This window comes from Halomonas shengliensis, from assembly GCF_900104135.1.
Classification (GTDB): Bacteria; Pseudomonadota; Gammaproteobacteria; order Pseudomonadales; family Halomonadaceae; genus Halomonas; species Halomonas shengliensis.
Map to the genome: position 1 here is coordinate 59,819 of NZ_FNIV01000003.1, position 12,689 is coordinate 72,507.

Sequence of the window (12,689 nt, forward strand, 5' to 3'; positions counted from 1 at the left end):
TCATGCTTCCATAAAATCATGGTGACGTGTCAGCAATAGTTGCATCGCTGGTTTTTTCTTCTTCCAATGCGGATTTATAAACGCTAACATTAGATTCATAAGTTTGGTGGAAAAGTTAATGCATTGTATGTCTCATGAAGGTTTCCAGCTTTCCGAAAGGATTGTAAACATCTCTAAGGCGGAGGACTTGTTTGGCCAGTTAAGCGCCTCCAAAACGAAGGGGGCTTTGGAAGTTCCATTAATTGGCGTAGAGACAGGAGATAAAGTATACCTTACCCGAGAGCTCGTAGCCTCGAAGTGCCATAGTGGTATCTACAATTTCCCTTTTTTGATCAATGCTGACGGCTCTCCATGGTACGAAGCAAATAGTTACCTCATTGATATTGTCGCTAATAAGCATGTTTTTAATCGCCCTGCAGATGATGCGCGTAGAAGAGCTTCCAGGCTTCTGGATTACAAAATATTTACTGAACAAAATGCAATAAACTGGCTGGACTTCAGTGGTAGAAGACTAACTTCTCGGCCGACATACCGTTATTTTCAGTATTTGATTGAGGAGCGCGGGCTGAGTGCCCAAGTTGTAAATCAATATACATCAGATGTCTATCAGTTTTACCAATTTGTTTCGGAAAACTGGCATGATATTTCCATGAAACGGGTTGACTCGGTAAAAACTATTAAGATTTACTTCCAGACTCATTCAGGCGCTCGATCTGTTGATCGTTTGAAGCGGTCACAAACTCAATCTGTTCCACAAACCTCTAAGGTACAAATAGGATTTGTGCGTGATGATGGGGAGGTTCTTCGCCCCCTGCAAAGCTTTGAGTTAAAAGAGCTTAAGGATATTATAAATAGCCTGAAGTGGAGTCCGATTGAAAGACTTATTATGCTATTTCCAATTATGACAGGGGCAAGGAAACAGACAGTGCTAACACTTCGAGTGAAGCACATTGATCTTCTCATTAGCTCTGGCCCCAATGCACATGGGTACTATGTGTTGCATGCTGGACCAGGAACTCAAGTTGATACGAAAAACAACAAACACCAAGCACTCAAGCTGCCTGAGCAATTGGTTAAGGAGCTTTACGTATACGCACACAGTTCTCAGGCTAAAGCTCGCAGGGAAAAATTTAAGAGTCGATATGAGAAGGATAATCCTAATTTGGATAAGATCGCTGAGGAGGATGTTTATTTATTTCTCAGTGATCAAGGGAATTGCTACTTCATGGCCAGAGATGATCCACGTTATCCGATGGTCAAATCTCCACCTCGGGGCCAAGTTGTTGAGACTTTAAAACGAAAAATCCTTAAAGTCGCCTCTAATGAATTTCCAAAAGATTTTTACTACCACTGGTTGCGAGCAACCTTCGCCTTGTTGCTTTGGAAAGGACTTGAACCAAAGATACAGGAAGGTGTTTTAACTTCGGCTGAAGCTATCAGTGTCATTCAAGAACGCTTGTATCACAAAAACAGAGAAACCACTGAGAATTATCTGAAGCTATTCCGAAATATGGACAGGAGACTAGAAAATCAAGAACTTTATGAAGGGCTGATTCTCCCGGAAAAAATCTTTAAGGAGGGGGTGTATTTTGATTAATGACGGTGTCTATAAATCACGTCCCTATGTTGTGCTTACAAGGAAAGAATTGGGAGCGGAAATCCTACGCCCCGAGAACATATTACTTAGCCTGCCTGAATCTCAAAGGAAAAAACCCCACGATATAGGGTCGCTCTGCTTTTCTCAAAGAGCTGTGCGGAGATCAGGATGGAATACAAATAGAGAGATACAGGCGTTGCCTGTTATTATGAGTAGCCTTATGGTGGATCGGCGAGAGTTTGTAGCTCGCTATCTAGATACTGTGGCGGTTAGTGGTCTTCGTGATGAGTCTATCAATACTAAACTAGTAGAGATAGTTAAAATTTTTGACTGGCTGGATAGCAATCGTTACTCGAATTTTCTTAGTAGTGAGGAGAGAGCGGAGAAGGCTTATATAGCTTACACTGATTATCTTTACCATGAAATACAAAATGGTAGGTTGGCAGTTAATACTGCAGCGAAACGCCAAGGAATGTTGATTCACGGGATTATTGGGTTGATGTTCTCTGATGTAGAGTATCAAATTAAAGCGAAAACCTATCGAATTCGAGAAAAAAAGAATATTACTCAAGCTCCTTCTCGCCATGATTTTAACGAGTACCTATCCTATCTAGTTCCCTTTATTAGAGGACTTAGAAAGGCACTCATGAATGATGATTTCCCTCTAACGATAAATGAGGGGAAGTGCAAAATGTACATTTTTACGGGCAATACGGGATATTCTTATAGCCCGGAAATTCATGGGGAAGAATTATCTTCTATAGGCATCTTCGATTTAAAGAATGGTAGGTTGCTAACCATGAATGAATATGTTGAGAGTAAGGTGGATCTACGGTCTACTACTATTTCGGAAAAAAAGAGAAGATCTTCATTAAAAAATGAATATAATCGGTCATTGAAGATATTTCAAAAGTCAAATGTTGATAAAAGTCGTGCCTATTACCGTGTTTTTTGGGCCCAAAAGGTCATTCGTGGGTATGCTATTTTGCTGCAATTCCTTACGGGGATGAACAATACTCCGCTGGTCAATTTGAAGTATGAGGATGCATTAGCGGTTGGCAAAGGCAGCGTAAAAAAAGAGTTAATATCAATCAAGCACAGGGCGAAAGGTCGTGTCGAACCCTATCCTCTCGGAGGAAGGAGGGGATTAAAAATATTGAGAGAGTATCTAGAATTTAGGGATTGGTTACTCGATGGAGAGGAATATGATTTGCTTTTTTTCTCCAATGCAGAAACATCTGGAAAAAGAGATATGCCTGTTCCTTTGCGCAGTGACTTCCAGACCAGATTTTTCAAGCAATTAAAGGGAAAGCTGTTTCCTAGCTATGTTAAAAATATATCACCTATGTTGGCCAGAAAATATAAGAGTATCGCCCTAGAGTTTATTGGCGCGACAGAGGAAGAAGCAGCAGATCTTCTGAATCATTCACTGGAAACGAACCGTCGCAGCTATGGTGCGCCTAGTGTTGATGATTCAAGTCGAGAGCTATCTCAGTTTTGGGGTGCCGTAAAAAGTTCAGCAGAGAAAGTAAAGCTTATTGGCTCTGATGACGGTATTTCCGGTGTAGACATTGCCGTTGGCCACTGTAATGATTTAGGTAATGCCGAAGAAATTAGTGAAGGTTCTCTGATTGAGCCGAATTGTCGGACGCAGTATGGGTGTCTGTATTGTGAGCACTATGTTTGCCATGCAGATGATGAGGATATTCGAAAGTTACTATGTTTAAAGTACGTTATTGAGGAAGTTAGGGGGCAAGCTGTGGAATTTGAAGCAGCAGATCAGCTATTTCAAGATCTTTGCTTACGTGTTGAAGCCTTGCTAAAAAGGATGACTGAGCTATATCCTAAAATGATCGACTCTATAGATGTCATTCGCGAGGAAGTTTTTGAATTAGGCGTGCTAACCCCTTTTTGGGAATCTCGCCTTAATCGATATGAAGAAATGGGGGTGATCTTGTGAAAGAGGGGAGTTTAAATGTATTGTTTATTAACCGGGGGAATGCTTTTTTTCTCAGTGATAATTCTCCCGATGAGTTTGTCTATAGGCCAACTGCGGATCATGTCTTGTGCAGAGATTCAAACGGGAACCCCACGGCTATCTACGGTGAAGACCATTGGGATTTTAACCCTTACAGGTTATCTTCCAAGAAAATTCGCGTGTTGAGCTTTGGTGACTTTGTAAAGTGTGACGATGAGGTTTTTAGGAGTAAATTATCAGAAGAAGCTAAGTTTATTCTCTATCTGCTCATGCATTTTTCCGCTAGCGGCTATCTTGGTCGGCTGAGTGCTTCAACGCTTGTTCAGTACTTTTTTCAGCTGCGGTCAATGGCCAGGTTCTGTGTGTCCAGTCTCGATAATGATCTAGCTCAGGGTATTTCCCTTTTTGATCTTTTGTCTAATAGCGCCTATTTGAGGAGCTATCTTGGGAGGAAGGATGTTGCCAAGAATCAACTTAAGCAAACATCTGCACTCCTTACTGCATTGAATCAGATTGATATTGATGTGTTGGGTTTTGAATCGTGCCCTAAGAAGTTGTTCAACTTTGAACGGCTTGAGGACCGTCAACACCCAGTAATCCCTCCTCGAATCTATATAGCGATTATGAACCATTACGAGTCATTAATTGAAGATGTCTACCCGCATCGGGAGAAAATAAAGGCCCTAATTTGTGACTTGAAAGATCCCCTAAATGGTATTACAGAGTCAAGGCAGAGGGCCCGTGCTGGTGTTCGGTCTGGTTACTACCACCCCGATATGAGTAATTTGATAGAGGATCACGGTCTTGAAGAATTGCTATATGATAAATTTAAAATTTATAGCGCCTCGCGATCGTCATTAGCACGTTTCTTAAAGAGAATCCAGTTCCTGGTTAAGTATGTTATCCATATTTACACTGGAATGAGGCATGAAGAATGCGCTAGAACGTATTACGGGTGCTTAGGAAATGAGCTGGTTTCTGAACCTGTCTTGGATGATAGTGGAGCTATCTTGGATTCTGCAAGAATGGTTAGCATAGTTTCTACTCATACAAAATTTACTGGTTTTAAAAAGGAAGATACATGGCTTGCACCAGATTCAGTTGTTAAGGCTGTAAAACTTGCTGAGTCTATTGTTGAAGGAATAGCGCATGTATGGGGTGTAAAACCAGAAAATTGCCCTTTATTAATCAATGTATCCATTTTAAAACATAATATAAAACCAAAATTCACAGCTACTGAGTTCAGAAATAATCTTGCTAGAGGGGGCGATGCTCTTCTGACAAGTCCGGATTTTAGAATCACGAAAGATGACTTGGTTCACCTTCAGTATACAGATCCAGATCGTGAATTTAGTCAGGAAGAATTGTTTAAAGAGGGTGAGTTCTGGCCTCTTACATCGCATCAATTTAGGAGGTCTCTGGCGTTCTATGCTGCGAACAGCGGATTTGTATCAATGCGTACAGTGTCTCATCAGTTTAAGCATTTAGCTCAAATGATGGCTAAGTATTATTCTAGAAATAATCATAATTTTCTTTCAATATTTGGGCGTTGGGATGATCGAAAGAAAATAAAAATTAATCCCATGTCACACATTGCTCATGACTTCCAAATGGCTGTCCCTGTAGCAGCAGTAGACCAACTATTCGATGATGTTTTTGAGTCGGAGGCCACCCTGATGGGCGGGACCGGCTCCTATCTTGAAAAGCTAAAAGGGCGTGTTCAGAAAGGCGAAATTTCTGTTCTTTCAGCCAAGGATACTACCATTAAGATGGCTGAGAAGGGTGAGATAGCTTATCGAAATACGTTGCTTGGTGGATGCACGAAAGTTGGCCCGTGCAATGACTTTCTCCTTGGTGATATAACAGCCTGTCTAAGTTGTCCCGGCGCCATCATACGAGAGGACAGGTTGCTTAGTCAGTTGTCAAAGGCTGAGGCGGATATGGAAACTTTTCCAGAAGCAAGCGTAGAACACCAAATTGCCAAGATGGAAGTCACAAAGTTGACTGATTTTAGAGATAAAAAGCTTATTAAGGTTTTGGAGAAGGCTGATGCCTAAGATCAGCAGTTTAGAGCGCTGTGAAAAGGCTCTTGAACGGCTCTTGTCTGGTCAACCACACATTTCTGACCATGTTGGAGTTAAGTATGAGGACATTACACCGGCTATGGTGAGTATTGAAGCTGGCTTTGATAAAGGTTATTTAAAACGTAGCCGAGAATATCACTTACCTTTGATTGCCCGAATAGACGCCTTAAAGAGAGGGGCTGGATTCTCTACGTCCACTGCGAATAAGAAGAAGTTGGAAAGGGCTAAGGCGCTTGCAGAAAAACGCCGATTGGAAGTTGATAGGCTTAGCGAAGTGATGGATAAAGTTCTTACGCAGAATCTTATGTTAGTTGAGAGGGTCAGAGAACTTGAGAAGGAGTTAAGCAGATATAAATTCCGCATACGTCAATAATTTACTGCTGGTCGGATTATTCAGTTCGAATGGCAGGGAGTATTACTATCGAGGGCTGATAGCGACCTTTGGAATGGTGCTGCGTTAATGGGGCTTATTAAAGTTACCTGAATCCGTGAGACCGGCCCCCAGGAATGCTTCTAACCTACTGAACTGCATGGCAATATAGCGAATATCGCCATTCACCCAGACAGTGCCATGCCCAACGTCAAGTTCCGCGCCAGTCGCCGCACCCTCACCAGCCACGCCGGGCTGTCCATCATCGGGCAATGCTTCGAGATCGCTGGCGTCGACAGCATCGACAGCCGCTTCCCCACCACGCTGGGCATGCGCACCAGTGACGTGATCAAGAGCTACCTGGGCCTGCTGTGTCTGGGCATGAGCGACTATGACGCTGTCGAGAACTTCCGCCGCGACAAGCCCTTCCAACAACTGCTGACCCTGCAGAAGGTGCCGAGCGCGGCGACGCTGCGACAGCGGCTGGAGAAACTTGCCGCCAACGACCTGCAGGCGCGCACCGCCACCTGGTCCACGACCCTGCTGTCACTGATCGAAGCACCGATCACCGCCGAGACGACGCACGTCTGCCTGGACATCGACACCTTCGTCATGGACAACAGCAACTCGAAGAAGGAAGGCGTCTCGCGGACCTACCAGAAGGTCGATGGCTACACCCCGATCGCCGCCTATCTGGGCAACGAAGGGTGGTGCCTGGGTCTGGAACTGCGGCCTGGCAAGCAGCACACCATGAAGGAGAGCAACGCCTTCCTGGAGCGGGTACTGCCTCGCGCCCAAGGCCTGACCAAGCAACCGATCCTGTTACGCGAGGACAGCGGCTTCGACAGCCAGGCGCACCTGGCGCTTCTCGAACAGCAGCGCCAGGTCTTTGCCGACGAGGGGCGCCGGCTCGACTATGTCGTCAAATGGAACCCGCGCGGCTCGGCCACGGCGGATCAGGATACCTGGTTGGCTGTGGCGGCGGACTACTGGGAAGAGCTGCGTCCTGGCAAGCGCCAGGCGCTGTGGACGCAGACCGTCTCGATCCACGACGACAACAAGACCGAATACGTCGTCCAACGCGTGATGCGCCTGGTCGAGCGCACCGCCGATCGCGATGGCCAGTTGCTGCTCGAACCGGACTATGAGTTGGAAGGCTGGTGGACCAGCCTGGACGAGGCGCCGGAGGCGGTGATCAAACGCTACCAGGCGCATGCCACCCACGAGCAATTCCACAGTGAGATCAAGACCGATCTCGACCTGGAGCGGCTGCCGTTGGGCAAGTTCGCCACCAACGATCTGATCCTGCACCTCGCCCAGCTGGCCTACAACATCCTGCGGCTGATGGGGCAGCTGGGCATGACCGGCGAGCTGAGCCCGGTGCGCCATCCCGCCAAGCGGCGCCGGATCCGCACCGTGCTACAAGAGCTGGTGCATCGTGCGGCGCTCGTGGTTCAAAAGGCGCGGCAGATCATCCTCGACTTCGGGCAGGACATCGGACGCATGACGGTGTTGAACACCCTGCGAAGCCGCCTGCGCTATCCGCGAGGCACGCCATGCTGATCGTCTGTCGGACAAAGGCACCACGCAGAGGGCTGACGGTCACCGGCAGCCAGCATCACCGTACCCGGCGGGTAGCAATGCATGAGCAACCGGGTCATCGTCGCCGGCCGATGCCGCTATGGTTGGCCATGGCAGATATGCATTCGGCGGTTGAGACGGAATCGGAGGTCAAAAAATGCTCGCTGACGGCGATAGGGAAAGTGTCGACGCCGGCATCACGGATTCAGGATCTCTTTCTTGGGCTGGACGCTGGCTAGTCAAATTATCTCTACGATAGACAAATGAACCTCTTGGTATTAGGGAGCGATCCTTGTTTTCCGCGAGTGACATTCTCCTATGGTTGAGAGAGATATCTCTAAGGTAGTCGTAATTAACCCAGCGATCGCCAGACCTCCTCATATAGAGGCTTCTATATTTCAGAAAATTTATATCTTTTGCATACCGCACCAAATAGTCAGACACCGAGGCAAGTTGCTCGCTAGATGAGCTACTTGTTTTTTGGAAAGTAATCAATGAGAAAAACTGATCTTGTCCAAAAACTTCATCCATCAGCTCCCTGACATGGTGAAGGTTCTCATCAGAAATCTGCACAAACACCGACCCGCTATCACTCAACAGCTCCCTCGCCAGCAGCAGCCGGTCGCGCAGATAGGTGAGGTAGGAGTGGATGCCCAGCTCCCAGGTATCCCGGAAGGCCTTGATCATTTCCGGTTCCTGGGTCAGGTCCTCGTCCTTGCGATCCTTCACATCCCGCTTATTCGTGAACGGCTGGAAGTTGGAGCCGTACTTGATGCCGTAGGGCGGGTCGATATAGATCATCTGCACCTGCCCGGCCATGCCCTCCTTCTGCAACATGGAGTTCATCACCAGCAGGGAGTCGCCGGCGATCAGGCGGTTGGCCCAGTCGCGCTCGTGCTTGTAGAAGTCGATGGCCTCGCGCAGCGGCAGGTTCTCGAAGGGGGCGTGGAACATGTCGGGCTGGAAGGCGCTGCCAGCCTTCTTGCCCGCCTTCATGCGCTTCTGCACCTCACCGAGGATGGTGGCGGGGTCGATGCGCTCGTGAACATGCAGGGAGACGGTATCCACCTCGAAGCTGGTGCGCTCGGTCTTGCCGGTCCACTGCAGGTAGGGCGACTGCAGCCGCTTGAGCTCTTCGAGCGCGGCCTTCATCTGCACCTGGTCCCCGGAGGCCAGGGCATCGTCGATCAGCGACTCGACCTGGGCACGGTTGGCGGAGGAATCGAACTGCAGCTCGGGGTCCAGGTGAGGGTCGTAGGCCCAGGTGGTGGTCTCCTCCACCCCGTCGCTGGCGGTATCCACCATGCCCACATGGGGGTTGTTCTTGCGCTTCTCGTCATAACGGTAGGAGAGCACCTCGGCCTGGTCAGGCTTCTTCTGGCGCGGTCTGGTGGCCCTCCTCGGTTTGGCCTGCTGCTGGTTCAGCGGCAGCTCCGCAGGGACCTCCTGCATCTGCAGGGTGAGGTCGGGGGCCATGTCGTCTGAAGCCGGGTCTTCTTGCTGGAAGGGCGGATCGACGAGGTAGACCGAGCCGCCCCGGCCACGCCCCTTGCCCAGCACGCCTTCCTCGATCAGCCCGTCGCGAACCTGCTCGTAGTCGAGCTTGTCGACCTCGCCTGCCTCTTCGCTGAGCTGCTTGAGCAGCCTGGCGTTGCCGATGGTGTTGCCGTCATCGGGCACGAGGGTGAGGATCAGCTCACGTAGCTGGGCGTCGGTCTGGCTCATGGGGCGTCCCTGTCGTTCTGGCGGCGATGAATGCGCTTAGCCTGCTGATGATACAGGCCATCATGGTGAATCGGCAGGGTGGCCGCAAGGCGCGAGGTCAAGGACGGTTATCGAGGCAGGGGCTGTTGTGAAGGCGGTGATACGGGGCGGTACCAATTGCAGGATGACGGGCGATAGCAGCATGCCGGTTCCGGCTCATCCAGGGAGATCTTGGAGAGTGGAATCCCGAGAGGTGGGGCTTAGGGAGTGATAATGACGATATTGGCGCTCATTGCCGGGATGCTGTTGCTGATCATCGGGGCCGAGGGACTGGTCAAGGGCGCTTCTCGACTGGCTGTCAGGTTCGGCATGTCGCCGCTGCTCATCGGGTTGACGGTCGTGGCCTTCGGTACCAGCTCGCCTGAGCTGGCGGTCAGCCTGAAGGCGGCCATCGATGACCAGGCGGGTATTGCCCTGGGCAACGTGGTGGGCAGTAACGTGTTCAACGTGCTGTTCATCCTGGGCGTCTCGGCGCTGATCGTACCGCTGACCGTGGCACAGCAGCTGATTCGCTTCGACATCCCGCTCATGGTCGGACTCTCCTTGCTGGTCCTGCTACTGGTTCTGGATGGCAGCGTCGGGCGTCTTGATGGAGGGCTACTGGTGATAGGCCTGACTGCCTACCTGCTGTTCCTTTTCCGCCAGAGCCGTCGGGAACCATCACCGGAGAGCCGCGCCAAGCATGGCCCGATAGGCGCCAGGCTATTGAACAACCTGGCGTATGTGGTGGGAGGCTTGGGCATGCTGGTGCTGGGGTCGCGCTGGCTGGTGGACGGCGCCGTGGTCTTTGCTCAGTCGCTAGGCGTGAGCGATCAGGTAATCGGTCTGACCATCATCGCGGCGGGTACCTCGTTTCCCGAGGTAGTCACCTCGATCGTGGCTGCGCTGCGTGGGGAGCGCGACATTGCCGTTGGCAATGTGGTGGGAAGTAACGTGTTCAATCTCCTTGGCGTGCTGGGCCTGGCCGGGCTGCTGGCTCCCACCGGCATCGCCGTCCCCGAGGCCATGGCGGGTTTCGATATCCCGGTCATGAATGCCGTGGCCTTGCTCTGTCTACCGATCTGCTTCACTGGCGGGGTGATCAGCCGCTGGGAGGGTGGCGTTCTGTTAGCCTATTACCTGGCTTACACCCTCTACTTGATCCTGGCTGCCACACACCACGATGCGCTACCGGTCTTCAGCGTCACCATGCTGTTCTTTGCACTCCCGCTGACAGCCCTGACGCTGGTGGTACTGGTGTTACAGGAGCGCCACCGAGGAATACGGCCCTTATGACCACTATTTACCCCTGCCCGCGCCCGAAGTGGCCGGTTGGCCTGTCGGGCCGTGGGTGCTATCGACCAAGTGCCAATGCCTTGACCTCATCGGCAGTCCTGTCCCGCCCTACATATCACGACGCAGTTGTGCTTCAACCAAACAGAAAAAACCGCTTCACTCAAGCGTGAAGCGGCCCTTTTTTCTCTGCCTGTAGGTCGGATTACAGGGTCATGAAGGGTGTTGCCTCCCCGTTCCGGAATTGATAAATGTTCCAGTCTTCCTGCTTTGGGCCCGGCATCCCGGGGGTGCCGATAGGCATGCCGGCCAGGCCGATGCCATCGGTGTCAGGACGTTCCTCGAATAGTTTCTCCACGGCCACGAAGGGAACATGGCCCTCAATCACGTATTCACCCATCTCGATGGTGTGGCAGGCGCCGAGCCCGTAGGGCAGGCCGACGCGCTCCTTGACCTTGCCCAGCTCCACGTCATCGACGATGGTCACGCTGACACCGCGCTCCTCAAGCTGGCGGGCGTACTCGTCGCAGCAGCCGCACTGGGGATTCTTGTAGAGGGTGGCCTCGGTCGGCGATGCGGCCTGGGTGGTGCCGGCGCCCAACAGCAGCGCGGTGGAGAAAAAGAGGGTGGGGGCAAAGCGGTTCATGAGCGGTTCTCCTGGGTGTGACGGGAAACGAACAGGTATTTGACGAGGGCGGCAATGCCTAGGCCAAGCAAAAGCGTGACCGTCAGCGGCATCAGCCATCCCATCCAGCTCATTGAGTCCATGAAGGCGAAGCATTCGTTGCTGAACATAACAAGACTCCTGACGAACGTGCAGGTAAATCCGGTGGCAGGCCGATGGCCAGCATCACCGAGGCGTTGGATGCACGGTCAGGGTCTGGGAGGTTCGCGCGGGGGCGGGGCGATGAATTCGACCTTAGCCGGTCCGGCGGTGTCGGCCAGGGTGTCGGGGGTGGCAGGAATGACGAGGGGCGTCGACGCCAGGGCCGCGCAGCCGGCGCATTCGGGGTCGGCGTGATCGAACAACTCGACCTCAGCCGTGCTGCAGTCAGCGGCGCAGCTCTCCATGGCCGCCTGAGCGGTCAGGCCGGTCACTGACAGCAGCACCACGAGCAGCAACGCCAGCAAGCGTCCTCCTCGTGTGCGGTGCAGCGGTCTGGCCTGTTCGGTCATGGTGATTCCCTCGTCATCCTTGTGTCATTCTGTGCCAGTCATCCGGTTGACCACCTTGACCCAGCGCAATAGGGAGCGAGATGGCTGAGCGATACCCGTCAGGCGGCGGGCATCGGGTATCACTGCGGGTTGTTGCCGGAAGACGGGTCCTGCTTCAGCTGCTCGCGCTGCTGATCGCTCAGCAGATCCTGCATCCGATTACGCATGCGCACCTTGTCCGCCATCATCTCGCCCTGGAGGGTGGCCATCTGACCATGGAGTGCCTGGACCTCCTCCGGATCAGGACGCTCCGCCTGCATCAGCAGCATCATGTCGTCACGCAGGTTCATCATCTCGCCCATGCGTTCGAACTGGGCGGAACGGTGCTCCCTGCGCATCTCGCGCAGGGAACTCAGCTGCTCTTCGTCGAGCATTCCGGCCATGCCTCCCATGTTCGCCATCATCGGACAGGGCATCATGCCGCCCTGGCCGCCCATCATCATGCCGGGGCCCATGCCGCCCTGGCCGCCCATCATCATGCCGGGGCCCATGCCGCCCTGGCCGCCCATCATCATGCCGGGGCCCATGCCGCCCTGGCCGCCCATCATCATGCCGGGGCCCATACCGCCCTGACCGCCCATCATGCCGCCTTGTTGCATGCCCTGACCCTGTTGCATACCTTGCGCAGAGGCGGCACCGCTGGTGACGACACCCATGCTGGCGGCCAGAGCGATGGCGAGAAGCTGCTTGTGCTTGATCATGTGCTGTACTCTCATCTTGCTGCTGGTAGAGAAATCGCCTTACCGAGGCAGGGAAGGCTGTTTGGCTTCAGTTATGAGCTTACAACTTATGGGTGGGCCCAATGTCAAGGTGTGATGTGGATTGACA

Annotated in this window: 11 protein-coding genes; 6 read left to right on the forward strand and 5 right to left on the reverse strand. The window is 51.9% G+C overall.

Annotation, left to right across the window (positions count from 1 at the left end; all coding sequences use genetic code 11):
* The first annotated feature begins 118 nt into the window (after positions 1–118).
* From BLP95_RS05275 to BLP95_RS05285, 5 genes are all read left to right on the forward strand, one after another.
* Positions 119–1,597, forward strand: a complete 1,479-nt coding sequence (locus BLP95_RS05275) for a site-specific integrase (RefSeq protein ID WP_218118522.1) — start codon at positions 119–121, stop codon at positions 1,595–1,597.
* Positions 1,590–3,557 (forward strand): hypothetical protein, encoded by a 1,968-nt coding sequence (locus BLP95_RS16650; RefSeq protein ID WP_143004402.1) that lies wholly within the window; start codon positions 1,590–1,592, stop codon positions 3,555–3,557. Before BLP95_RS05275 ends, BLP95_RS16650 begins: the two co-directional genes overlap by 8 nt.
* On the forward strand, positions 3,554–5,632 hold the full coding sequence (locus tag BLP95_RS16655) for a hypothetical protein (RefSeq protein WP_143004403.1): 2,079 nt from the start codon (positions 3,554–3,556) through the stop codon (positions 5,630–5,632). The genes BLP95_RS16650 and BLP95_RS16655 overlap by 4 nt, the downstream gene beginning before the upstream one ends.
* The gene (locus BLP95_RS05280) at positions 5,625–6,032 is read left to right on the forward strand and encodes a hypothetical protein (protein WP_089677385.1); all 408 of its coding nucleotides are present in this window, start codon (positions 5,625–5,627) and stop codon (positions 6,030–6,032) included. The genes BLP95_RS16655 and BLP95_RS05280 overlap by 8 nt, the downstream gene beginning before the upstream one ends.
* Positions 6,033–6,230: 198 nt before the next feature.
* On the forward strand, positions 6,231–7,592 hold the full coding sequence (locus BLP95_RS05285) for an IS1380 family transposase (protein ID WP_089677386.1): 1,362 nt from the start codon (positions 6,231–6,233) through the stop codon (positions 7,590–7,592).
* 168 nt (positions 7,593–7,760) lie between these two features.
* Here the strand turns inward: BLP95_RS05285 and BLP95_RS05290 are convergent, their stop codons facing one another.
* Positions 7,761–9,335, reverse strand: a complete 1,575-nt coding sequence (locus BLP95_RS05290; RefSeq protein WP_089677387.1) for a DNA methyltransferase — start codon at positions 9,333–9,335, stop codon at positions 7,761–7,763.
* 252 nt (positions 9,336–9,587) lie between these two features.
* Here BLP95_RS05290 and BLP95_RS05295 point away from each other — a divergent pair, with 252 nt between their 5' ends.
* Entirely contained in the window at positions 9,588–10,649 is a 1,062-nt protein-coding gene (locus BLP95_RS05295) for a calcium/sodium antiporter (protein WP_089677388.1), read from the forward strand.
* 202 nt (positions 10,650–10,851) lie between these two features.
* Here the strand turns inward: BLP95_RS05295 and BLP95_RS05300 are convergent, their stop codons facing one another.
* From BLP95_RS05300 to BLP95_RS05310, 4 genes are all read right to left on the reverse strand, one after another.
* Positions 10,852–11,292, reverse strand: coding sequence for a DUF411 domain-containing protein (locus tag BLP95_RS05300; RefSeq protein ID WP_023007306.1), 441 nt, complete (start codon positions 11,290–11,292; stop codon positions 10,852–10,854).
* Positions 11,289–11,441: a hypothetical protein gene (locus tag BLP95_RS16820; protein WP_023007307.1), complete on the reverse strand. Its 153-nt coding sequence runs from the start codon at positions 11,439–11,441 to the stop codon at positions 11,289–11,291. The genes BLP95_RS05300 and BLP95_RS16820 overlap by 4 nt, the downstream gene beginning before the upstream one ends.
* A gap of 78 nt (positions 11,442–11,519) precedes the next feature.
* Complete coding sequence (locus BLP95_RS05305; protein ID WP_143004404.1) at positions 11,520–11,822, reverse strand: hypothetical protein; 303 nt, start codon at positions 11,820–11,822, stop codon at positions 11,520–11,522.
* A gap of 119 nt (positions 11,823–11,941) precedes the next feature.
* Positions 11,942–12,562 (reverse strand): hypothetical protein, encoded by a 621-nt coding sequence (locus tag BLP95_RS05310; RefSeq protein WP_089677389.1) that lies wholly within the window; start codon positions 12,560–12,562, stop codon positions 11,942–11,944.
* Positions 12,563–12,689 lie beyond the last annotated feature (127 nt).